Origin of the sequence: Azospirillum brasilense (genome assembly GCF_022023855.1) — a bacterium.
Classification (GTDB): domain Bacteria; phylum Pseudomonadota; class Alphaproteobacteria; order Azospirillales; family Azospirillaceae; genus Azospirillum; species Azospirillum brasilense_F.
In genome coordinates this window covers 1,444,846-1,467,500 of the sequence record NZ_CP059450.1, presented here as the reverse complement: position 1 = coordinate 1,467,500, position 22,655 = coordinate 1,444,846, and the positions used below count along the sequence as shown (strand labels likewise).

Sequence of the window (22,655 nt, the reverse complement as noted above, 5' to 3'; positions counted from 1 at the left end):
GTCGGGCAGGGCGGCGCAGAGGTCGTCCACCTCCGGATCGAGGAAGGGATAGCGGACCTCGATGCTGTTGGCCATCGCCACCCGGTCGCCCTGGCTGGTCAGCAGGTAGGGTGACATGAAGGCGGCGATCTCCGTCCACTGGGTGCGGGCGAGCGGACTCCAGCGCGACCAGCCGGCGGGCAGATGGGCGGCGACGGCCTCGTCGAAGGCCTGCGCGTTGGCGGCGGAGCGCACGTCCGGGGCCAGCAGGCGCTGGGTCCAGGCGGTGTTCTGCCAGCGGATACGATGGGCGTAGAAGGGATCGTCCGTCTCCGTCATGCCGCGCTTCCAGAAGGCCTGCCAGAGCGGGCTGTCCTTCTGGCCGCTGGTGGCGGCGTAGGGATGGATGCGGCTGAGCAGCTTCGGGCGCGCGGTGGAGTGCGGTTGCCGCGCCCAGAAGCGGCGGACCTTGTCCTCCTTGAAGATGTCGTAGCCCGCCAGCCACTCGTCGGCGCCCTCGCCGGACAGCACGACGCGGATGCCGCTGTCGCGGACGAGGCGGGAAAGCAGGAAGAGCGGCGCCGGGGCGGTGCGGACCAGCGGCGATTCGCCGTGCCAGATCACGTCGGGCAGAGCCGCCTGGATGTCCTCCGCCGTGCAGAGGATGTCGTGATGCTCCGTCCCGACATGGCCGGCGACCAGCCGCTGCTGCGGCGTCTCGTCGAAGGCGTTGTCGGCGAAGCGCACGCCGAAGCTGTGCATCTGCGTGGTGTCGAGCTTGCGGGCCAGCGCCGCGATCACCGAACTGTCCAACCCGCCGCTGATGTAGACGCCCACCGGCACGTCGGCGCGCAGCCGCAGGCGGATGGCGTCGAGCAGCTTCTCCTCCAGCCGGTCCGCCGCCTCGTCCAGCGTGATGCGGGACAGGGCGGGATCGCCGGCCATGTCCGGCTCCCAATAGCGGGCCTCGTGCAGGCGCAGGTCGGCGTCGATGCGGATGGCGGTGGCCGGCGGCACGCTCTGCACCCCGGCGAAGACGCTGCCCTGGGGGGCGACGCTCCAGTGGGTGAAGACCTGGGCGAGGCGGGCGGCGTCGAAGCGCGGCTCGATCCGCCCGCCGCCGAACAGGGCCTTGGCCTCCGACGCGAAGGCGAGGTGGTCGCCGCTGCGGGCGTAGAACAGCGGCAGGATGCCCAGCCGGTCGCGGACCAGCCACAGCTCGCGCTTCACCGCGTCCCACAGGCCGATGGCGAACTGGCCGTTCAGCTTGGCCCAGGCGGCGGGGCCGTATTCCTCGAAGGCGTGGACGATCACCTCGGTGTCGGTGCGGGTGTAGAAGCGGTGCCCGCGCGCCTCGAGGTCACGCCGCAGCTCGACGTGGTTGAAGATCTCGCCGTTGAAGGTGATCCAGAGTGTCCGTTCCTCGTTGTGGATCGGCTGGAAGCCGCCGGCCAAGCCGACGATGCTGAGGCGCGCATGGGCGAGCCCGATCCGCCCGTCGCGGTAGAAGCCGTAGCCGTCCGGGCCGCGGTGCCCGATCATGGCGATCATGCGCTTCAGTTCGTCGAGTCCGGCGGGCTCGGCACGCGGCCCGGCGAGAACTCCGGCGACACCACACATCGCACGCTCTCCTGTGTGTCTTGATCCGGCGGGAAAGGGATCGGCGGTAAAAAAGTCAGGCGGTTTCGGCGAGCATCGCGCGCTTGATCTTGCCGGACTCGGTCTTCGGCAACTCGTCGCGGATCTCGATGAATTTGGGCACCAGATGGCTTTCCAGACGGCCCCGGCAGTGCTGGCGGATCGCCATCTCGGTCAGGGTGGCGCCGGGACGGACGACCAGATAGGCCTTCACCGCCATGCCGTCGGCGGGGTCGGGCACGCCGAGCACGGCGGCTTCGACCACGGCTTCCAGCTCGTAGAGGGCGTTCTCGACCTCCTTGGGGCTGACTTTCTCGCCGCGGCACTTGAACACGTCGTCCTTGCGGCTGACGAAGTAGAGGCAACCGTCGGCGTCCATGGTGAAGAGGTCGCCGGTGAAGAGCAGGGTCTCGCCCTGCGGCCCGCTGCGCAGGCGCTTGGCGGTTTCCTCCGGGCGGTTCCAGTAGCCGCGCATCAGGTTGGCGCCGCGGACCACCAGCTCGCCGACCTCGCCGGGGGCGGCGCGGTTGCCAAGCTCGTCCACCACATAGGCTTCGCAATTGGGAATGGCCCGGCCCACTGAGGCGGTCTTGGTGCCGAGGTCCCGCGGGTCGAGGTAGCAGATGCGGGTGCAGCATTCCGTCATGCCGTACATCGAGTAGAAGGCGGCATCCGGGAAGCGCTCGCGCAGGCGGTCGATGTGGGCGGTTGGCAGGGGGGCCGCCGCGTTGGTCAGGTAGCGCAGCGAGGAGAGGTCGGCGGTCTTCAGCGCCTCCATCCCGAGAAGGGTGGAGAAGAAGGTCGGCACGCCGGGCAGGCCGGTGATGCGGTGCTTCATCATGCGGGCCAGCGTTTCCGCGGGGAAGGCGAAGGAGCGTTCCAGAACCACCGTGAAGCCGACCCGCGCCCCGGTCAGGATCTGCGACAAGCCGTACCCAAAGGTCAGCGGCAGGACGCACATCACGACGTCGTCGGGCGTGTTCTCCAGATAGGTGGAGATCGACCAGGTGGTGTTCACCAGCGCGGCGTGGCTGAGCATCACGCCCTTGGGCCGCCCGGTGGTTCCCGAGGTGTAGAGGATGGCGGCCAGATCCTGGTCGATCAGGCCGCGGTTCTGCGGCTTGGTGCTTCCGGACTGGGTGTCCGGGTGGGCTGCCACGATATCCGTGAAGGAGAGCCCGCCGGCCCCGGCCGGCACGGCGGGCCCGACCCACAGCGTGGTGGCGAGGTGGGATGCCTCACCAGCCGCCGGCACAACCTGACGGGCGAGCGCGGCGGGAGCGATCAGCGCCCGCACGCCGGCGTCGGTCAGGATGTAGGCCAGCTTGTCCGCCTTGGTGGACGGGTTGACGGGGACATAGACGGCCCCGGCCTTCAGCGCGCCGAACAGCCCGGCGACATACTCGATCGAGTTCTCCAGCATGACCGCCACGCGGTCGCCGCGCACCACCCCGGCGGACTGGAGCGCGCAGGCGACGGCGTCGCTCTGGCGGTCCAGCTCGGCGAAGGTGACGGCGTTCTCACCCGCGATCAAAGCGGTGTGGTTGGGCCGCCTTGCGGCGGTTTCGCTGAGGAGCTGATGAAGCAGGTGCGCCATGACGCTGTTCCCTTGCCTGGCTTCGGTGACTGTCCCGATGGCCCGTTCCGTCCTGGCGGAAGGATCAGGCCGCGTCCTTCAGGGCCCGCTTGCGCTCGACGTAGGCGGCGATGCGGCTGACCGATTCGAGGTTGTCGGCCACCATGTCCTCGTCCTCGACGATGATGCCGAAGTGCTCTTCCAGGAAGGCCACGACGTGCATGATGCCGGTGGAGTCGATGATGCCGGTCTCCAGCAGGGATTCGGCGTTGTCGAAGCCGGAGTCGCTGCCGAGCAGGAAGTTCTCCACGATGAAGGCGCGGATTTCCTGGGTGGCGGGTGCGCTCAGGGTCGTCGTCTCGGTGGTGATGGCGGTCCGCATGTCGCTGGCAACTCCTGTGGGTTTGATCGTCGATCCTTGGCCGGCAGTTCGGGACGGTGGTCGACCTCGTTGGGGGTTACTCCAAAGGGGCCGTTCCGTTCCTTTCGGTGTTACCGCCTCGTTGCGTGGGATTGGGAAAGGCATTTCCCGTTCTTTGCAGAGAGGCTTCGGCAACGCCGCCGAGTACGTCATTCTTTATTGCATTCGAATGCGGTGTTTTCGAGAGTGCAAAGGACGATCGGACGGTGAAGACAGTGGCTAACCACTCAGGGTCATTGCAATTGAGCAGGGAATACCTTCTCGTACTCTTGGAGAGCCCTCTCTGACTTGCGGCGTAGGCAGGCCTATCGCTCTCGTCATGGTTGCTGAGGGGGCGGGCGTGCTTTCCCTCGCCCCTCTGGGGAGAGGGTGGCCCGAAGGGCCGGGTGAGGGGGTTGCGCGTGGCGGCGCGTCCGGCAAAAGCGCAACCCCCTCACTCTAACCCTCTCCCCAGAGGGGCGAGGGGACATCGGAAGCGCTTGCCATAAGGCCAGGATCACGCCGCCGGCAGCGGATCGCCGTGCGTCGGGGCGGGGTTCGACGCGACGCCGCCATTCTTGCGCTTGCGCAGCCAAGCCGGGATGCCGGTCACCTGCACCGACAGCCAGTCCACCGCGGCGTCATCGGAAATGGGCACGGCGTGCAGCCGCAGCGGATCGGCCTTCGGGCCATTCCAGCCCGGATCGATGGTGCGCGCGGTGCGGTAGCCGGCCTGTCGGATGATCGCCACCTCGCGGTCGCTGAAATCGCCGTTGGGGAAGGCGAAATGGCGGCAGGGCAGGCCGGTGGCCTCCTCCAGCTCGGTCTTGCACAGCGCGATCTCCTCGGCGCAGCGCTGGTCGTCGCATTGCAGGAGGATCGGGTGGGTGCGGGTGTGGGCGCCGTAATCGGTGACGGCGGCCAGATGTCGCACCTCATCCCAGGTCAGCGACTGGCGGTCGGCGCCGTCCCGGTCGGGATCGTCGCCGGCTTCGGCGAGCCGGCGGCGGCGTTCCGGATCGGGAAGGCGTTTCAGAGTCTCGGCGCCGATTCGCCCGGCCGCGGCGGTCTTCCACCAATAGGGGCGGGCGGTGCCGACCACCCGGCTGCACAGGTAAATGGTCGGGCGAACCCCGAACTCCTTGAACAGAGGTTCCAGGCGGGCGTTGTTGCGGTGGCCGTCGTCAAAGGTGACGACAAGCGGATAGGGCGGCAGGTCACCCCACCGCCCGCTCTCCAGCGCGTCGGCCACCGCGTCCAGCGTGGTGAAGCTGTAGCGCTCGGCGTACCAGGCGAGGTGCGCGCGCATCACCTCCGGGTCCGGGTCGTGATACACGACGATGGTCACGTTCCGGCGCGCGAACAGATTTCGGAACAGGGCACCGACTCCCGTCCAGCGCACGATTCCGGCCGCGATGGCTTGCTTCATGGGGATTGGACCTCTGCTGTGTGTCCGGTCCTTTGTTCACGGCTGGCAAGGCGGTTGCGGACCGGTTGAAAGGCAGGACGGGCCCGGTTCGGACCGGGCCCGGGATCGGCGGGGTCGTCAGCCGGAGCGAGCCCGGCGCGGCCCGATGGATGCCGTGGGCGCCGGCTCGGACATCCAACCGCGGGCGTTGCGGCGGTAGATCTCCACGATGCGTTCCCGGTAGACGGCGATGTCGAACTGGCGTTCGAAGCGGCGGCGGGCGCCCTCGCCCAGCCGGCGGCGCAACTCCGCGTCGTCGATCACGCGGGCCAGCGCCTCGGCCAGGGCCGTCCGGTCGCCCGGCGGCACCAGCAGGCCGGTCTCCTCGTCGGCGATGGCGTCGCCCACGCTGCCGACCGGAGTGGCGACGATGGTCAGACCATTGGCCATGGCCTCAAGCACCGACATCGGCAGCCCCTCGAACATGGAGGGCTGGACCAGCACATGGGCCTGCACCAGTTCCTTGCGGCAGCCGGTCTGGTCGAGCCAGCCGGTGAAGCGCACGCGCTCCCCCAACCCCAGCGCCTTGGCCTGCGCGCGGTAGGTTTCCAGATCGCCGTCGCCGGCGATGGTCAGTTGCCAGGAGCGGCTGCGGCAGGTCTCCGACGCCAGGGCGTCCAGCAGGACGTCGATGCCCTTCAGCTTGATCAGGCGGCCGAGGAACAGCAGGCGCACCGGCCCGTCCTCCGCGCGCTCCGGGATCGTCTCCGGTCCCGGCACGGCGTTGTGCAGCAGGGTCGCACGGCGCACGGCCGGGAAGGTGGTGACCACCCAGTTGCGCCAGTATTCGCCCAGCACCACCACCTCGCTGGTCATCTCCATCATGTGGCGGATGGCCCACCGGGACAGCGGCTTGGCGTCCTCGTAATGTTTCGGAAAGCGCCCGCCGTGCAGATGCAGGACGACCGGCACCCGGAACAGCGAGGCCATGGCGACGATCAGTCCCTTGCGCAGCACGCTGCCGTACTCGGCCATGTGGATGTGCACGAGCTGGGCCTTGCCGGTCGCGAAGCAGCCGAACAGGCGCAGCAGCGCGGCGGCGAAGTAGAAGGGCATCAGATGGAATTTTGCGTTCGGCCCGTAGCTGTCGATCACCTCGAACTTCACGTCGGGGCGGTTCTCCCGTAAGTCCGTCGTGAAGTTGTCGACGATTCGCCCCATGCCGCCCTTTTCGAGCGTGCCGCCGGGTGAAACGATGTAGATCATATCCGCTCCTGACTGTCGCGCTCCCCTCGCGAAGCTTCAGGGAGGAAGGAATTAAAGGACCCCGCGGGAAAAATGGGTTCTTACTGTCGGCCCGCGCGGGTCAGCGATGGCTTGGCCGCTGCAGCGTCGGGCAGTGCCCCCAGCGAGGGGCGCCGAACGGCGTCGGGGCGGTTCAGCTCCGCATAGATGTCCTGAAGGCTGCGGCCATAGGACTCGATGACGAATTTCTCCAGGAACAGCCGACGCCCCTCCGCCGACAGGCGCGCGTAGAGCGCCGGCCGGGTGGCGAGGTCGCGGACCGCGTGGGCCAGCGCCTCCGGGTCGTTGACCGGGACGATGCGCGCCGTCTCCCCGTCGGTCAGCACCTCCGGGATCGAGCCGACCGGGGTGGTGACGACGGGCATGCCGGTGGACAGCGCCTCCAGGATCACCATGGGCAGCCCCTCGTGGGTCGAGGGCAGAAGCAGCATGTCGTGGTCGCGCAGATGGGCGTGCGCCTGCTCGCGGGAGATCCAGCCCTCGAACCGGCAGTCGCCGTCCACGCCCAGCTCCGCCGCCATGCGGCGGTAGCCCTCGACGTCGCCGCCGCCGCCGATGGTCACGCGGAAGCGGAAGCCCTGGTCCTTCATCAGCCGGCAGGAGCGCAGCAGCGTGCCGATGCCCTTGCGCTCCGACAGGTTGGCGAGCACCAGCAGCGACACGATCGCCCCCTCCGGCGGGGCGGCGCGAACCGGCAGGTCGGCGCCGATGTCCGGCACGGCGTTGTAGAGCACGCGGACCTTGTGCGGGTCCGTCCCGACCGACTGCACCAGGAAGTTCCGCCAGCTCTCGCCCAGCACCAGAGCGATGCCGCAGCGGTCGAACAGCCAGCGGCTGATCGCGCGGGACACCGGCCCCTTGTCGAAATACTCCATGAAGGACGCGCCGTGCAGGTGCACGACCGTGGGGCAGGAGAACAGCCCGGCGAAGAGCTGGACCACCGCCTTGCGCCAGACGCTGGCGTTCTCCGACACGTTGATGTGCACGACCGACGGGCGGCGGCGCAGCATCAGGGCGCTCAGCCGCGCCAGCGTGCCGGCTAGATAGACCGGCGACAGCAGGGCGCTGCCGGTGCCGCGGGTGTCGAGCACCACGGTTTCCGGGGCGGCGGGGCTGTTCTGGAAGGCGTCGACGATGTAGCCCGTCATCCGCCCGATCCCCCCGCCGCCGTCGAGCGCGCCGGGGGTGGCGAAGACAATGCAGGCGCGGGACGCCTTTTTGCGCCGGAAACCCCTGTCGATCAAACCCATTCTGCCCTCACGCCGCGCCGGGAGCCGAGAAGATGGCCTGACGCAGCCGGCGCCGCAGCCCGACCGGCATCAGCGAATGCATCAGGAAGGTGGTCAGCGCCATCGGGGTCGGCGCGCCGTCGCGCAGCGCCGATTTCAGGATGCGCTTGCGCACCGCCGGGGTGCGTGCCGCCTGCTCCCCGCCGGTGGCCTGGAGCAGCAGGCTGGCGTAGGCGCGGGGCGACAGCCGGGGCCGCACCGACTCCGCCCAGTTCAGGGCCATGTCGATGTTGTGGCAGGTCGACAGGGTGATGCGGTCCGATTCCGTGTAGTGGATCGCCAGCACCTCCGGCACGGTCACCAGGGCGCAGCCTTCGATCTGCCCGCAGGAGATCAGCCACTCCCAGTCGTCGAAGGCCGATTTCGGAATCGGTTGGCGCTGGAGCAGCGCCTTCGGAGCCAGCAGGGTGGTGGTGGGGGCGAAGGTCTCGCCCTTGAACAGCCCGTGGCGGACGAACAGGTAGTCGCCAATCCGGTCCCGCGGGGTGCACAGGCGCCGCGGCCATTCGAAGTCGCCGCGGGCCGTCACCACCTTGCAGCGGCAGCTCATGATCGGGTAGCGCACGCCGGGCGGGCGGGCGGCCATCTGCAGGGCGATCTTGCCCGGCATCCATTCGTCGTCGTCGTCGAGGAAGGCGATCCAGGCGCCCTCCGCGCGGTCCACGCCCAGATTGCGGGCGCCGGCGGCGCCGCGGTTCTGTTCCAGCGCGATCACGGTCAGCCGCGGGTCGCCGAACGCCCTCAGGCGCTCCTCGGTGGCGGGGTCGGGCCCGTCGATCACGACGACGACCTCGAGCGGGGCGTAGGTCTGGGCCAGGGCGCTCTCCACGGCCCGCGCGACCATGTCCGGCCGGTTGCGGGTGGGGATTACGACGGTGACCATCTCTTGGGGGGACGTCATGACATTACCTTCTGTCGCGACGGAGATTTCGGGGGGCGGAACATGAGGGGGCCTCCTTACGTCAGCCGGGGCGGGCCGGACCGCTCCAGCCGGCGGCCGGAGGCCCGCCGTAGGAGGTTCCGTAGGGGGAGGAACTGGCGAAGCCGGCGTTGTACGCCTGCTGCTGGTCTTGCATGCGGGCCTGCATCTTCGCCCAGCGGCGGCGCTGCACGAGGCGGGTCACCGCGATCACCAGCACGATCCAGTTCAGGGAATGGCGCTCCAGGAACACGCTCTCCGACACCGAGATCAGCAGCAGGGCGCAGCCGACGGTGAAGATCCAGGCGGGCTCGGCGCGGTTCCCGCTGTAGCGGATGGCGCCGAAGCCTTGGATCAGCAGGCGTCCCATCAGCATCGCCGTCAGGATCACGCCGGGCAGGCCGAGGTCGAGCCACGCCTCCATCCATCCGTTGTGGGCGGAGTTGATACCCCAGCCCTGGGTGAAGGTGCTGCCCGGACCGTAGGCTCCGTACCAGTAGGCGCCGTAGCCCCAGCCGAGCAGGAAGCGGTCCTGGATGGACATCAGCGTGTGTTCCCACAGCACCGTGCGCCCGGTCAGCGTCGGGTCGCGGCCCAGCATGTAGAGGATGTCGTGCCAGAAGGTCGTGCCGCTGGTGATACCGACCACCGCGACCAGCAGGACGAAGGCCATGGCCGGCGCGAAGCTGCGGATGCCGCCGCGCACGAAGCCGCTGACCAGCAGCAGGCCGGCGACCAGGATCGAGGTCACCAGACCGGTGCCCGACCGGCTCATCACGATCAGCAGCAGGGCCATCAGCAGCAGCGGGCGGACCACCCAGCGCTTGCCCTCGCGCGTCCAGTCGAGCCAGAGCAGGCAGAGCACCAGCCAGACCATCATGCGGCCCGTGACGTTCTTCTGCCAGAAGATGCCCTTCCAGGCGCCGACATGCTGCTCGTGGTCGAGCCCGACCGCCGGCATGGCGAAGACCGAGGCGTAGGACAGCACCATCAGGATCGACAGGCCCGTCGCCAGCATCCGGACGATCTCCGGGAAGGTGTAGCGCAGGGCGAGATAGACGGCGAAGGCGGTGGTGAACAGGAAGGCCACCGCGCGGCGCAGCGTCACGTCCGGGTAGATCGACCACAGGGCAGACAGGAAGGCCAGCGCCACGATCAGCGACACCGCCGGGCTTCCCGTCGGGATGCGGAAGGCCAGGCTGGGCCGCAGCGCGATCAAGCCCAGGATCATGACGTAGACGGCCATGAAGTAGATCACCGCGCCCGGTGCGTCCGGATCGGTCGTGCCGCCGCCGGTCAGCAGCGCCGGAAGCACCGACCCGCCGAACGAGACGATGCAGAAGACGGTGATGCTCTTTTCCAGAACTTCGAGGACTTTCATGGGGCCGCTGTTCCGGTGAAAAGGGCTGCTATGGCAGTGAACGCCCATGACGGGCGCACCGCATCGTTCTCTGAAGATGCCAACCCGATGCCCGGACCTGTAGCCGGGCGGAGGCATTAGGCCTAAGGAGGCCGTCCCCGTCGGGGCTACCTCCGGTTGGGCCACCCACCCCGATCTTGCGGGTCCCGCAGGGCATATGCAGCCCAGGTCCGGAATGGACCCCAGAAAAGGGAAAGCCCCTCTCCCAGGTGGGAAGAGGGGCCTGGATGGGGCGCCGCAGGGTCATGACCCGTCGCCCTTGAGGACGATCACCGCGGTCTTGCACAGGATGTAGAAGTCGAACAGCAGGCCGCAGTTGCGGACGTAGAAGACGTCCATGGCGACGCGTTCCTGGAAGGTGGTGCGGTGGCGTCCCGACACCTGCCAGTAGCCGGTCAGGCCCGGACGGACGGAGCCGATGACGTCCGCGGAGGCGCCGACCTCCGGCAGTTCCTTCGGCATGTAGGCGCGCGGGCCGATCAGGCTCATGTCGCCCATCAGGATGTTCACCAGCTGCGGCAGCTCGTCGAGCGAGGTCTTGCGCAGGAAGCGGCCGACCGGGGTGATGCGCGGGTCGTAGGTCAGCTTGTGGTAGGTCATATACTCTTCGCGCATCTTCGGATCGTTCTCCAGCAGGCGCTGGAGGTGCTCCTCCGCGTTGATGTGCATCGAGCGGAACTTCAGCACGTCGAAGGTCTTGTCGCCGCCGGCCCAGCGCTTCTGGCGGAACATGACCGGGCCGGGGCTGTCCAGACGGATCGCCGCGGCGATGCCTAGCATCAGCGGCGCCACCGCCACCAGCAGGATGCCCGAGAGCAGGATGTCCAGCGCGCGGCGGATGCGCAGGTAGCTGGTCGGCGGACGGACCGAGACACGCAGGGCCAGCGAACCGTGCAGGTTGTGGTAGGTGGCGTCCACCGCGCTGACGTTGCCCTCGCCCAGCAGGCAATAGACCTGCTTGAAGGGCAGCCGCTCGACCAGGGTCGTCAGCTCGTTCTTGTGGCGCCCGATGTCGGCGACGATGGCGGCCTGGGCCTGCTGGGCGTAGGCCGGGGACTTGGCGAGCAGGTCGGTCGAGCCGACCACCGGCAGGTTGGCGACGCGGGTCTGCCACAGCGTGTCGTCGTCGTCGAAGAAGCAGACCGGGCGCATCCCAAGCCAGGGCAGGCGCTGCAGCTTCTCCGCGATGGCCGCCCCCTGCGGGCCGGCGCCGACGATGACCACGGGGGTGCGCCAGTTCAGCGCGCTGGCCATCAGGCCGTGCACCAGCAGCAGGTCGGCGGCGTAGGTGATCGCGAAGCCGATCAGAGCGACCGACAGCGCCTCGACGAAGAAGGAGCGGAAGCCGTCCATCACGATGAAGGGAACGGCCAGAACGGCGACCGACAGCAGGGCCGCCTGGAAGGTGCGGCGGGTGCGCTCCAGATAGTCGAAGCGGCCCAGCGAATAAATTCCGAAAACCGATTTCACCAGCGGCACCAGCATCAGGCCGGTGACCAGGGCGCGCTGCGACAGGTCCGCTTCCGGGGTCAGGGTGTCGCTTCCGAACAGCTGGATGAGCGTCCAGCCGAGCAGGGCGAGCATGAAGCCGTCGGACAGCGCCAACAGCAGCCCGGGTCCCACCGTCGGCATGGCCGTCTTCTTCACCGGGGCCAGATTGATGACCGCTTCTGGGTCGAGTTTGCTCATCGCAGGTCCCATTTATGTGTGAAACGGAATGTCATCCGTCTCGCGCCTGACCTAACGCGCCGCAGCGAAAGACGGTTTCTCATCAGCTTTTTCTTTGAGTCTTTCTGTGTTCAGAAAGACACACAAATATCAGCGCTTTCTCCGCCTCTGTGCAGACAGATCAGAAGGTTGCGCTGTTCTCCACGAATTAGGATAAAGGCTGCCGTCAATCAACAAATCACAAGAGGCCTCCTCGGCCAGCGGCGATACCCCTTACATCCAGAGTGGATTCCCCTGGGTGAGTTTGAAGAGATTAAGGAAAGTGGGTGACTTCGTCCGGATCATCCGGATCGGTGGCGGCGCTGCCACCGCCGCTCCCCAGCTACCCCTTTCCTTCCCGCAAATTGGAGGTATTCGGGGGATGTTCCGCGTCCCCTATGGTGGGGTGCGGCGCCGGGCGGCGGCGGCATGCCCCGAGTTGGTCTGCCTGTCCCGCCAAGACGGTGGCGCGGACGTATCCCATAAGAAGCCGACCGGCGATTTCGGATGAGATGGTGTCTCCAACGCCCCGTTGATCGCGGTGAAGTGCCCTCGCAGGGTGGGTGGATTGCCCGCTGGGTCTTGCCCCCACCCTTACCCTTCCCCGCTATCGCAGGGGAGGGGACTGCCGTTGCTTGGCAGTAATCTCCCTCCCCTGCGTAGCGGGGGGAGGGTCGGGGTGGGGGCACAGGTTGCCATCGGGATAAGTCCGAAGAGGACGACGACGGCACCAACGCGAAATTGAAACGTCCCGGTCCGGTTCCAATCATCGGAATTGCGTTCGCGGGTGCGGCAGTGCCGCCCCACCGGAGTTCTAGGCGGAGTTCCTGATGGCGTCCGAAGCAGCGACGATCTTGAAACACGGTTGGCTGTTCATGCTGGCCAACGTGGTGAACCGGGCTGCCGGGCTTCTGCTCCTGCCGCTCTACACCCGGCTTCTCAGCCCTTCCGAATTCGGCGTCTACGCGCTGGTGGTGGTGGTCGCGGACCTGCTGGCGGTCATGCTGATGATCGGCATGAACAACGCCTTCACCGCCGTCTATTTCGAACATGTCGAGGAGGGCGACCGACGGCGCGTCGCCAGCACCTGCCTGCTGGCGGTGGTCGGCACCTCGGTGGCGATGGTCGGGCTGGCCTGGCCGCTGGGCCTGGCGGGAAGCTGGGCGATGTTCGGCGACACCGGCCACGCGGCGGTGATGGCGATCGCGCTGGCCGGCGTCGCCCTGACCACCCTGTTCGAGCTGGCGCTGGCCTACTACCGGGCGCGCAAGCGGTCGGGCCTGTGCCTGCTGGTGTCGTTGGCCAAGGTGGTGGCCCTGCTGGCCTTCAACCTGCTGTTCCTGTGGGCGCTCGGCCTCGGGGTGGAGGGCATCTTCCTGGCGAACGGCGCGTCCTTCCTGGCGCTCGGCCTCCTGCTGGTGGTGGCGATCCTGAAGGACACGGGCTTCTCCTTCTCCTTCCCGATCCTGAAGCGCGTGGCGGCGCTGGGGTTGCCCTACGCGCCGCAGTCGCTGCTGGACATCGCCAACAACTTCGTCTCGCGCTGGCTGCTGAACATCCTGCTGTCCACGGCGGCGGTGGGCCTGTTCGCCTTCGGGATGCGGCTGTCGCAGATCCTCTTCATGTTCCTCACCGCCTCCTTCCTGCAGATCTGGTCGGTCAGCCGGCTGGAGTCCCAGCATGGCGCGGCGGACCACGGCCAGGCGGATTTCGTCTTCCACCTGTTCGTCGTCCTGCTGACCGGGGCCGGGCTGGGGCTGGCGCTGACCGCGCCGGAGATCCTCTGGCTGATCGCGTCGGCCGACTACACGCCGGTGCTGACCAGCATGCCCTTCCTGGTGCTGGCCTATGTGCTGCACGGGGTGCGCATGAATCCGGAGGTGGCGATCCTGAAGGCCAAGCGCGTCGGCGTGCTGCCCTGGATCTCCGCGGCCAGCCTCGCCGTGGGCTCGGCCCTGGCGCTGGCGCTGGTCTGGCAGTGGGGTCTGCTCGGCGCCGCGCTGGCCAACCTCGGGCGCGAGATCTTCCAGATCGCCCTGACCGAGACGGTGCGCCGCCGCATCTGCCGCGACGAAGTGCCGCTGAACGCGGTGCGGATCGGCTGGATCCTGGTGCCGGCGGCTTTCGCCTATGCGGCAGGCTGGTACCTGTTCGGCACCGAGGTCGACCCGGCCTTCACAGCGGAGAAGGTGGTGCTGGTGCTGGTGTTCCTGGCAGCGGCGGTGTTCGGCCCGGGCATGGGTTCGGCGGGCCGGGCGATGCTGGGCAAGCTGCTGCTGGGCCGCGTCCGCCGCCTGCAATCGGCGTCCTGAAGGCGCATGCCCTGAAAACGGAAAGGGCCGGCGGATCGCTCCGCCAGCCCTTCCTCATGGTCCGCCTCGACGGTCGTTACGCGGCCTGATGTTCGAGCATCAGGTTCGCGGCGTCCACCGTCATCATATGCGAGAAGTCGACCGACGACAGGTCGAGCGCGGACTGCACGCCCACCGACTGCACCGTCGCCGTGTCCTGGGCCAGGCTGTGGGCCAGCAGGTCCGCCGACAGGGCCTGGGCGCTGCCCGGCGCGTTGATGGTGCCGATGCCGGTCCCGTCGGCGATGGTCGCCTGCGTCGGGTTGGAGAGCTTCAGGTTGAAGGTCTCGACGCCCTCGACGACATCGTCGCTCAGCACCTTGACGGCGACCGTCTTGGTGGTCTCGCCGGCGGCGAAGGTCAGCTTGCCGTTGGTCGCCAGATAGTCCGAACCGGCCTTGGCGGTGCCGTCCGCCGTGGCGTAGTCCACCGTCACCGTCTGGCTGTAGGCCTGGGACAGCTTCACCGTGAACACCGCGTCGGTGGTGACCGGGCTGGCGGCGGTGCTGCTGTACAGGCCGGACTTGATGGCGTTGTACTTGTTGTAGTCCACCTTCCAGCTGTCGTTCATGATGCCGCCGGTGTCGCCCGAACCGGGGCTCCAGGCCCAGTAGGTCCAGCTCGCCCCCTGGTCGCCCGCGGCGAGGTCGATCTTGCCGTCGCCGTTCCAGTCGCCGTTCATGTACTGGATCAGCTTGGGCATCCAGGCCTTGTCGATGGCGGTTTCCATGCGGCTGCCGAACTCGCCGACCAGGATCGGGGTCTCGTCGTTCTGGATGAAGTGGCCCCACATCTGGTCCCACTTCGCCGGCATGTTGTTCGGGAAGTTGGCGTCCTTGAACCAGTCCATCATGTAGAGCGACGGGCCGTAATCGTGGACCGAATAGACCAGCTTGCCCGGCTCGTTGAACTTGACCTCGTAGTTCTTCTCGCCCAGCAGGTTGCCGCCCCACCAGTACCACTGGTTCTGATAGGTCTCGATGCCCTCGACGATCAGCAGCCAGTCCTTGTTGACCGACTGGATGGCGTTGCCGATGCGCTCCGCGGCGCGGGCCCAGTCGTTCGGACCGCCGTCGCCCCAGGTGGCCGGGTTGTGCGGCTCGTTGTGCAGATCGGCGCCGATGACGGCGTCGTTGCCCTTGTAACGGGTCGCCAGCATCTTCCAGTTTTCGATCATCTTCGATTCCGGATACTGGCTGGTGTACCAGAGCCCGTTCTCGTTGGCCGACGCGCCGTCGCCGGAGCGATGGTGGTCGAGGATGATCTTCATTCCGATCTTGTCGGCGTGCTCGATGATCTTGTCGAAGACCTCCAGCGAGGTCTTGCCGCGCAGGTCGGGGTTCTTCGAATAGTCGATGCCGGTCGGCATGCGGCCGTTGTCGAGCATCGCGTCGGAGTAGGGCAGGCGGATGGTGTTGAAGCCCAGATCCTTCATCTGCTTCATGTGGTTCTGGTAGCTGTCCATCCACAGCCCCTGCGGCGCGAAGGCGTAGCCTTCGGACCCGAACCAGTTCACGCCGGTCAGCTTCACGGCCTTGCCGCTGCTGTCCATGATTTGGCCGCCCTCGGTGTGCAGGAAGCCCGGCGCGATGCCGGCGGTCTTGCCGGTCGGCTCGGTCACCGAGACGTCGCTGACCGACAGGGTCGGCTTCGTCGGGGTGGGGGCCGGCGGCGTGGTCGGCGTGGTGGGGTTGGTCGGGTTGGAGGAGCCGGGGAAGAAGCTCTTGTCGGCGTCCACCACCAGCGTGCCGTTCCACCACAGGCCGGACTGGCCCTTGACCACGTCCTTGCCGTCCAAGGCGCCCTTGTCATAGGTGACGTTGCTGTCGGTGGGCATGACCGACTTGCCGTTGATGGTGATCTTGTTGACCAGCAAGTTGCGGTCCTGGCCGTTCACCGTGGCGTCGTTGTCGTACTGGATCTGGACCTTGTGCGCCTGATCCGCCGTGGCGTTGATCGAGAAGGCGTAGTCCTTGGCCGACGCGCCGGCCACGCCCTCGCCGACCTTCTTGCCGTCGATCAGCAGGTTGAAATGCGCGTTGACGCCGCCCGCGGCGTTGCCCTGCAGGTTCAGGATGACCTGGGTGTTGCCGGCCGGGGCCGGCGGTGTCGGGACCGGGAAATAATCCTTGGTCAGCGCGAAATCGAGCGAACCGTCCCACCACATGCCTTCCTGGCCGGGAATCACGTCCTTGCCGTCGGAGGCGCCGCGATCGTAGCTGACCAGCGAGCTGGTGGAGGCGACGGGCTTGCCGTTCACTTCCAGCGACTTGACGAGCAGGTTGCGATCCTGTCCGTTCACATAGCCGTCGTTGAAGTAGACGATCTGAAGCTTGTGCGCCTGATCCGGTGCGACCTGGGCCTTGAAGGTGTACCGGCCGTCGCTGGTCGAGCTGACCGTCGCCTGGCCGAGGTTGACACCATCCAGGAGCAGCCGGAACTGCGGCCAGATCCCGCCGGCAGCCTGCCCCGAGGCGTTGACGACGAAGGTCGTGTCGACGAGACCCGTGGTGGTCGTTGCCATTGGAAGTAACCTCTCTCCATTTTCGGTGGAGCAAAGGTGAGGCCCAATTGGTTAACGAGGTATTTCGGATTTTAGGGAAATGCTGCTCAAAAGCCACGGCGAGCTGTGAAAAGAATGAGGCGCGAAAAACCGCCTTTGCTGCGGTTTCCGCGCCACAGTGGGGCCTTGCGGCCACGGGGAGGCGAAAGTGTAAAGTCTTGTTACAGAAAGGTTTCCGGAATCCGCCGCCTCAGCCCTCGTGACTTTTGTGAGCCACCATGAAGACCTCCGGGCGGAACAGGTAAAGCTGGCCGAGCTTGCCGAGCTTGCGCCGCAGGGTTAACGGCATCGCCCCCATGACGGATTCCACGGCCTTCACGTAGGCGAGGTATCCGCGCCCGGAACCATGGATGTGCATGCGCCGGCGGACCGCCATCGGGGCGATGTAGACGGCCTCCATCCGGGTGAAGCCGGCCTCGCGCAGCGCGCGCTCCGTCTCGCTCCAGGTGTATTCGCGCAGGTGCATGCAGATCGGCTCGTCCAGCCCGAAGACCTCCGACAGGTCCATGGGGCCGGCGTGCTTGTGCGGCATGCTGAGCACGTAGCGGCCGCCCGGCTTGAGGATGGTGTGCACGTTGGACAGGTGCACGGACACGTCCTCCGGGTGGAGATGCTCGATGACGTGGGTAGAGACGACGGCGTCGTAATGGCCGCGCGGCTCGAACTCGGCGAGGTTCACGCCGTCGCAGCAGCGCCACGTCACGTTGGAGCGCTCGTCGGTCCAGCGCTCGCCGCGCTCGCGGGTGATCTCGGTGGCGACGCAGCGGTGGCGGTGGCGGGCCAGATAGCTGAGCAGCCGGCCCTTGCCCGACCCGACCTCGTAGACATCCCGCGCGCCCTTGAGCAGCGTCAGGAAGTGGCGGAAGTCCAGCTCGTCGTTCTGCGCCGCCGTGTCCACCGCGTCGTTCAGCCAGGGGCATTCGCTGTAGAGGGTGGTGTAGTTCCGCTCGAACACCGTCCAGCGCTCTTCGCGGCGGGAATCCAGCAGCTCGCGGGCGAGCTGGCGTTCCAGGTCCCAATGCTGGCGGACCATGGTTTCGCTGAGGGGGTAGTTCGGGGCCAGACCGAACTTCCGCTTGTAGCGGGCGACCAGCTCATCCGACGTCAACGTGTCCACAGATCACCTCGTTGGGAGAAACGCCGCTGTTCCGCTAATCTAAGGTCGCTGTCGGAAATCCTTACAGGCGCGGACGGCGGAGCGGGCCGCGCGATCGGGCGGGGTAGCGGGGCCGGAAGGGGTACCGCGCCGCTTCCCGGCCGGTGTCACCCCGACCCGCCTCAACCAGATTGGGCTCACCCTGACCGGTTGCGCCCGCGCAGCGCCTGCACCGACGCCTCATACAGCGGCAGCGGGCGCGACGCCGCGTCGTAGGGGGAGGGGTGGGGCTTCAGCTCCGGCGTCTCCCGCGCGATGTAGTTCAGGTCGGAGCGCAGGTGCCACCAGCACAGCTCGGCCAGCCGCGCGTTCCCGGCGATGTCGCCCAGATACTGCCCGGCCAGGAAGGCCATGGCGCGGTCCTTCTCCGCCCGCGACCAGGAGCGCGGCAGGTGCTTCTCGTTCACGTCGAACTCGGTGACGTGGATGGGCAGCCCCAGCCGGTCCATGGCCCGCAGGAAGCCCTTCATGCCCTCGCGGTCGTAGGGCTTGCCGGCCATCAGGTGGCTCTGCAGACCCACCCCGTCGATCGGCACGCCGCGCTTGACCGCGTCGGTCAGCCAGGTCTGGAAATAGGCGCGCTTGCGCTGCTGCCAGCCCTCGTCGATCTCGATCCCGAACTCGTTGATGACCAACTTGGCGGAGGGGAATTCCTTGCGGATGTGGTGGAAGAAGGGGTCGAGCCATTCCGGCCCCTTGGCGCCGCCGGCCACCACCCACCACATGCCCTTGCGGAAGCCGTAGCGGTCCTGCTCCTGGGGGTGACTGCGCTCGGTTTCCCAGAAGAAGGCCTCGTTCATCACGTCGATGCGGTAGAAATTGTCGCCGTAGCGCTGCTTGACCGCCGCGACCATGGCGGTGAAGCGCGGCCAGTAATTGTCCTCGGACAGCGTGCCGTCGGCCGAGAAGTAGGCGCTCTCCGCGATGCCCAGCGCGCGCTGGCGGCTGGCCGGCAGCGTCATGTAGTCGGGCATGCCCATGTGCTGCCACAGGGCGCAGTGCCAATTGGGCTTGGCGCCGATGCGCCGGGCCAGCTCCACCCCGGCGTCGAAGCGGCCCCAGTCGAAATTGCCCTCCTGCGGCTGGAAAACGGCCCATTTGCCGCCGTTCTCAGGCGTCACCACGTCGCATTCCCGCGCCATCAGCGTGTCGAGCATGGGGTCTTCCGGCTCGATCAGATGGTCGCGGGCGGCGCCGTGGAGGATGCCGGCGGCCCGGCAGGCGTCGCGCAGGGTGGGGTTGGGCACCCCCGCGGACGCCGCCTCGGCGACGGATGGGCCGGCGGCGGCCTTGCAGCTTGCCAGCACCGCGGCGGCTGCGGCGGCGCGCAATGCGTCCCGGCGCGTGAAGGAGAGGGCTTTTGGCGAGGTGGCTTTTGGCGAGGTCTGGGCCATGGGCGTCGGGCCTCGTGTGGTTTGCGATGAAATGAAAATTCCCTCTCCCCCCTGGGGAGAGGGTTAGGGTGAGGGGGTTGTGCGTGTCGGGACGTCCCTCACAAGCGCATCTCCCTCACCGGCCCTCTGGCCCACCCTCTCCCCGGAGGGGAGAGGGTTATTCAGGCAGAGGTGAAAGAGACGTCGCTTACGGCGCGGCGCGCAGGGTCTGGTCGCCGTAGTATTTCCGCGTGGCGACGTAGCTGTTGTACGGACCCTGGTAACCCTTGCTGGCGGCCTTCTTCAGGTTCACGTCGGTCATCACGCAGACGAACTTGCTGTGGTCGATCGGCCCCAGGTCGGCCACCGCGTCCAGGTCGCTCGCCGTGGTGTGGCCCCAGCGGGTGACGAACAGCACCTTGGAGGCGGCGCCGCAGACGATGCGGGCGTCCGACACGGCCAGCGCCGGGGCGGTGTCGAACACCACCAGATCGAAGCTGGGCGACAGGCCGGCCATCAACTGCACCAAGCTGTCAACGTTGAAGCGGTCCAGCGTCATCGGGTTCAGCTTGCCCGCCGGAACCATGGCGAAGGGCACGTCGTCGGAGGTATGGACGATCTCGTCCAGAGTGGCGTCACCGGCGATCCAGTCCGACAGGCCCTTCTTGGTGGACAGGTCGAACAGCCCTTCCATGCGGGAGCGACGGAAGTCGGTGTCCACCACCACCACCCGGCGGCCGGCCTGGCTGGCGACCTGGGCGACGGCGAGCGTCAGCGAGGTCTTGCCGTCCTGCGGGCGGGCCGAGGTTACCGCCAGCGCACCGACCGGGCCGAGATCCGACAGATGGTTGCGGAACAGGGCGCGCAGGGATTCGCTGAACAGCGAGAAGGGGTGGCGCTGGAAGATCTTGTAGAGCCGGCCCTTGGCCCCGCGGTCGCTGTGGTGCGGCACGATGTGGACGGTGCCGACGCCCAGGATGCGGCGCACGGCGTCCGGGGTGTGGATGCGGCGCTGGAGAAGCTCCAGACCGAAGACGCTGAAGATGGCCAGCGCGAGGGCGGCGACGAAGCCGGCCAGCAGCAGCAGGACGCGGAAGGGACCCGACGGCTCGTGCGGCACCTGCGGTGCGGAGACCAGCTTGACGGCGGCCGGGAAGGCGCGGCTGTCCTTCTGGGCCTCGACCTCTTCCAGACGGCCCAGCAGGCTGTCGAGAAGCTGGCGCTTGGCGGTCGCCTCGGATTCCAGGGTGCGCAGCGGGATGGCCTGCTCCTGCATGGTGGCGTAGCTGCCCTCCATGCGGGTGATCATGGCACGCAACGCGCCTTCCTGCTCGACCGCAACCTGGGCGGCCTCGCGGACGCCGTTGATCTCGCGGCGGATTTCCTGCTGGAGCGAGGAGTTGGCCTCGTTCAGGCGGCCCTGAAGCTCGACGATGCGCGGGTGCTTCGGCCCGTACTGGCGGGAGAGCTGGGCCATTTCCGTGGAGATGGCGGCGACCGTGGCGCGGAGCTGGGCAACGACCGGGGAGGCGATGCTGCCGCCGATGGCGTTCCAATTGCCGGCCTTCAGGTTGCGCTCCAGCGTGTCGGCCTGGGCGACCGAGCGGGCGCGGATGGCCGACGCCTCGCTCAGGCGCAGGCGGGTCTGCTCAAGCTCGTTCTGGGCCATCAGGCCGGTGCCGCCCTTCAGCAGGCCGCCCTTGACGCGGGCCTCCTCGACCTTGGAATCGGCCTCGGCAACCTCGCGCGGAGCAGGACGATGCGGTCCTGCAGCCAGGAGATCGCGCTGGTCGACAGGTCGCGGTCCATCTGCTGACGGGTTTCCATGTACCGGCGGACGATGCCGTCCACCACGTCGCGGCTCAGCTGCGGCTCCTTGGAAGTGAAGCGCACCTGGATCACGCGCGACCGGCCGACGATGGCGACGTCGAGCTTGCGGTGGATGCGCGCGATGATCTGATCGTTGCCCAGCGCCGCGTGCGCCTCGCGCGCCCGGATGTCCTGCGCCACCTCGTCACCATGGCTCAGCAGCCAGGCGACCGGGGCTGGCGGGGCGCCGTCCCAGAAGCGCGAGGCGAGGTCGCGGCCGTAGGCCACCGCGCGCTCGACGAGCGGGAGCGTCTCGTCCTCCTGCGCCGGCGGGTTGAATTCCGGATGCTGGGCGAGCTGGAGATCGTTGACCACCTGGTTCAGCACCTGGGGCGACTTCAGGATCTCGATCTCGCTCAGGATGGCGGCGTCCTCGGTGGGGATCGCGCCCACCACCTGCTCGACCTCGCGGACGACGCGGACCTGACGGTTGTCGACCAGCAGAAGGGCTTCGGAGGTGTACTGGTCCTTGAGCGTGGAGACGCCCAGGGCCGACAGACCGGTCAGCACCACCACGATGGCCGCGATCAGCCACTTGTGGCTGCCCAGCACGCGCAGGATGAAGCGGAAGTCGGGACCCATGGACGGGGTCTGGGATTCGAACTCGCTGCGCCGGGACGGGCCGGGGGCGGCGGGCCATGCCGGAACCGGAGCCGGCGGACCGCCGTGATGGCCGCCATGATTGACTTGGGGCAGATTTTCCACGTCTCAAAGCTCCTTATGCATGGGCGCTGGTGCTGGGGCGCTGGACGAACGCATGGCGGCACGGCGCATAAGCATGACGGTGTGGGCGAAGCCGAAAGCGCCGACGCAATAGCGGCGAAACAGACGGCGGGGCTCCTGGACCAGCCGGAACGCCCATTCCAGCCCGATGCGCTGGACGGCGGCGGGGGCCCGGGTGAAGCGCCCGGCGAGGAAATCGATGATGGCGCCGCCGTTGACGATCAGCACCTTATGATCCAGCGCGCGCTTGAGCTGCACCGCGACCTCCTCCTGGCGGGGCATGCCCATGGCCAGGATGATGACGTCGGGCTGAAGCTCCCGCGCACGGGCGATGTAATGCTCCACGGAATGGAACCCGTGCTGGGCATCGACGTAGTCGTGCGGGGTCCGCTCCTTCAGCCGCTCAATCCCCTCGTCCAGCCAGGGCGCCGCGGTGCCGTAGACGGCGACCCGACGGGGCGACAGGTGGCGGAGGAGAAGCGGGATGAAGTCGGTGCCGTTCATGTTCAGCCCGACCGGCTGGTCGAGCCACGGCAGGGCCGTCTCCAGCGCCACCCCGTCCCGCAACAGGACGTCGGAGGCGCGGAAGGCCGACCACGCGGCGGAGGACCCCGCGCAGAGGTTCACGCCGTGAGCGTTGAGGAACGACAGGATGGTCGGTCGCTCGACGGCTGACAATGTCTTTATCAATGCATGGCGCTCGTCCTCGCAAGAAATACACCGTATTCTCTCGATCAGTGCCAGGACGTCACGAGGGGTCGGCATGCACATCTCCTAACCAAATCTGCGAAGCGACGACGGTTACGTTGTCTCTGCAACGATGATGCCCGACGGTTTGCGGTGCAGTAAGACGATATTGCTTGCTAACACTTTCGATTGGTGGCAGCCGGTAAGACCGTTACCGGGTACCCCTTTCGACACGACCGCCAGACAACAGGGAATGATGTGGCTGGCACCGCCCCTTTTTCGCAGCGGTGGG

General features: G+C 67.6%; 16 protein-coding genes (1 of these 16 running past the window's edge). 1 reads left to right on the top strand and 15 read right to left on the bottom strand.

Annotated elements, in window-relative coordinates; all coding sequences use genetic code 11:
* The 9 genes from asnB to H1Q64_RS20070 all read right to left on the bottom strand — a co-directional run.
* A protein-coding gene (gene asnB / locus H1Q64_RS20110) for an asparagine synthase (glutamine-hydrolyzing) (protein WP_237905323.1) crosses the window boundary here: on the bottom strand, nt 1-1,599 show its 5' portion. It extends 420 nt beyond the left edge of the window; the window shows 1,599 of its 2,019 coding nt (coding positions 1-1,599); it begins with the start codon at nt 1,597-1,599; the stop codon falls past the left edge of the window.
* A gap of 55 nt (nt 1,600-1,654) precedes the next feature.
* Entirely contained in the window at nt 1,655-3,214 is a 1,560-nt protein-coding gene (locus H1Q64_RS20105) for a class I adenylate-forming enzyme family protein (protein ID WP_237905322.1), read from the bottom strand.
* A gap of 64 nt (nt 3,215-3,278) precedes the next feature.
* On the bottom strand, nt 3,279-3,575 hold the full coding sequence (locus tag H1Q64_RS20100) for an acyl carrier protein (protein ID WP_094306874.1): 297 nt from the start codon (nt 3,573-3,575) through the stop codon (nt 3,279-3,281).
* A gap of 535 nt (nt 3,576-4,110) precedes the next feature.
* Nucleotides 4,111-5,022 (bottom strand): polysaccharide deacetylase family protein, encoded by a 912-nt coding sequence (locus tag H1Q64_RS20095; RefSeq protein WP_237905321.1) that lies wholly within the window; start codon nt 5,020-5,022, stop codon nt 4,111-4,113.
* 117 nt (nt 5,023-5,139) lie between these two features.
* The gene (locus H1Q64_RS20090) at nt 5,140-6,267 is read right to left on the bottom strand and encodes a glycosyltransferase family 4 protein (RefSeq protein ID WP_237905320.1); all 1,128 of its coding nucleotides are present in this window, start codon (nt 6,265-6,267) and stop codon (nt 5,140-5,142) included.
* An 80-nt stretch (nt 6,268-6,347) separates the two neighbouring features.
* A complete protein-coding gene (locus H1Q64_RS20085; RefSeq protein ID WP_237905319.1) occupies nt 6,348-7,556 on the bottom strand; it encodes a glycosyltransferase family 4 protein in 1,209 nt (402 codons plus the stop codon).
* 7 nt (nt 7,557-7,563) lie between these two features.
* Nucleotides 7,564-8,496 carry a glycosyltransferase family 2 protein gene (locus H1Q64_RS20080; protein ID WP_237905318.1) on the bottom strand — a complete coding sequence of 311 codons (933 nt, stop codon included), beginning with the start codon at nt 8,494-8,496 and terminating at the stop codon, nt 7,564-7,566.
* Nucleotides 8,497-8,557: 61 nt separating this feature from the next.
* Complete coding sequence (locus tag H1Q64_RS20075; RefSeq protein ID WP_237905317.1) at nt 8,558-9,895, bottom strand: O-antigen ligase family protein; 1,338 nt, start codon at nt 9,893-9,895, stop codon at nt 8,558-8,560.
* A 282-nt stretch (nt 9,896-10,177) separates the two neighbouring features.
* Entirely contained in the window at nt 10,178-11,623 is a 1,446-nt protein-coding gene (locus tag H1Q64_RS20070) for an exopolysaccharide biosynthesis polyprenyl glycosylphosphotransferase (RefSeq protein ID WP_237905316.1), read from the bottom strand.
* 848 nt (nt 11,624-12,471) lie between these two features.
* Here H1Q64_RS20070 and H1Q64_RS20065 point away from each other — a divergent pair.
* A complete protein-coding gene (locus tag H1Q64_RS20065; protein ID WP_237905315.1) occupies nt 12,472-13,953 on the top strand; it encodes a lipopolysaccharide biosynthesis protein in 1,482 nt (493 codons plus the stop codon).
* A gap of 76 nt (nt 13,954-14,029) precedes the next feature.
* On the opposite strand, the gene H1Q64_RS20060 is transcribed toward H1Q64_RS20065, so the two are convergent.
* The 6 genes from H1Q64_RS20060 to H1Q64_RS20035 all read right to left on the bottom strand — a co-directional run bounded on the left by H1Q64_RS20060 (nt 14,030) and on the right by H1Q64_RS20035 (nt 22,354).
* Nucleotides 14,030-16,516, bottom strand: coding sequence for a cellulase family glycosylhydrolase (locus H1Q64_RS20060; RefSeq protein WP_237905314.1), 2,487 nt, complete (start codon nt 16,514-16,516; stop codon nt 14,030-14,032).
* A gap of 229 nt (nt 16,517-16,745) precedes the next feature.
* Nucleotides 16,746-17,672: a class I SAM-dependent methyltransferase gene (locus H1Q64_RS20055; RefSeq protein WP_237905313.1), complete on the bottom strand. Its 927-nt coding sequence runs from the start codon at nt 17,670-17,672 to the stop codon at nt 16,746-16,748.
* Nucleotides 17,673-17,848: 176 nt separating this feature from the next.
* Nucleotides 17,849-19,105 carry an endo-1,4-beta-xylanase gene (locus H1Q64_RS20050; protein WP_237905312.1) on the bottom strand — a complete coding sequence of 419 codons (1,257 nt, stop codon included), beginning with the start codon at nt 19,103-19,105 and terminating at the stop codon, nt 17,849-17,851.
* 187 nt (nt 19,106-19,292) lie between these two features.
* The gene (locus H1Q64_RS20045; RefSeq protein WP_237905311.1) at nt 19,293-20,753 is read right to left on the bottom strand and encodes a GumC family protein; all 1,461 of its coding nucleotides are present in this window, start codon (nt 20,751-20,753) and stop codon (nt 19,293-19,295) included.
* 17 nt (nt 20,754-20,770) lie between these two features.
* Nucleotides 20,771-21,658 (bottom strand): Wzz/FepE/Etk N-terminal domain-containing protein, encoded by an 888-nt coding sequence (locus H1Q64_RS20040; protein WP_237905310.1) that lies wholly within the window; start codon nt 21,656-21,658, stop codon nt 20,771-20,773.
* Between the two features lie 3 nt (nt 21,659-21,661).
* Complete coding sequence (locus tag H1Q64_RS20035) at nt 21,662-22,354, bottom strand: WecB/TagA/CpsF family glycosyltransferase (protein WP_081863175.1); 693 nt, start codon at nt 22,352-22,354, stop codon at nt 21,662-21,664.
* Nucleotides 22,355-22,655: the final 301 nt, after the last annotated feature.

Excerpts from the sequence above, each read along its gene's own strand:
- H1Q64_RS20105 (WP_237905322.1), bottom strand. The coding sequence starts at position 3,214 with ATGGCGCACCTGCTTCATCAGCTCCTCAGCGAAACCGCCGCAAGGCGG.
- H1Q64_RS20100 (WP_094306874.1), bottom strand. The coding sequence starts at position 3,575 with ATGCGGACCGCCATCACCACCGAGACGACGACCCTGAGCGCACCCGCC.
- H1Q64_RS20095 (WP_237905321.1), bottom strand. The coding sequence starts at position 5,022 with ATGAAGCAAGCCATCGCGGCCGGAATCGTGCGCTGGACGGGAGTCGGT.
- H1Q64_RS20090 (WP_237905320.1), bottom strand. The coding sequence starts at position 6,267 with ATGATCTACATCGTTTCACCCGGCGGCACGCTCGAAAAGGGCGGCATG.
- H1Q64_RS20085 (WP_237905319.1), bottom strand. The coding sequence starts at position 7,556 with ATGGGTTTGATCGACAGGGGTTTCCGGCGCAAAAAGGCGTCCCGCGCC.
- H1Q64_RS20080 (WP_237905318.1), bottom strand. The coding sequence starts at position 8,496 with ATGACGTCCCCCCAAGAGATGGTCACCGTCGTAATCCCCACCCGCAAC.
- H1Q64_RS20075 (WP_237905317.1), bottom strand. The coding sequence starts at position 9,895 with ATGAAAGTCCTCGAAGTTCTGGAAAAGAGCATCACCGTCTTCTGCATC.
- H1Q64_RS20070 (WP_237905316.1), bottom strand. The coding sequence starts at position 11,623 with ATGAGCAAACTCGACCCAGAAGCGGTCATCAATCTGGCCCCGGTGAAG.
- H1Q64_RS20065 (WP_237905315.1), top strand. The coding sequence starts at position 12,472 with ATGGCGTCCGAAGCAGCGACGATCTTGAAACACGGTTGGCTGTTCATG.
- H1Q64_RS20060 (WP_237905314.1), bottom strand. The coding sequence starts at position 16,516 with ATGGCAACGACCACCACGGGTCTCGTCGACACGACCTTCGTCGTCAAC.
- H1Q64_RS20050 (WP_237905312.1), bottom strand. The coding sequence starts at position 19,105 with ATGGCCCAGACCTCGCCAAAAGCCACCTCGCCAAAAGCCCTCTCCTTC.
- H1Q64_RS20045 (WP_237905311.1), bottom strand. The coding sequence starts at position 20,753 with ATGGCCCAGAACGAGCTTGAGCAGACCCGCCTGCGCCTGAGCGAGGCG.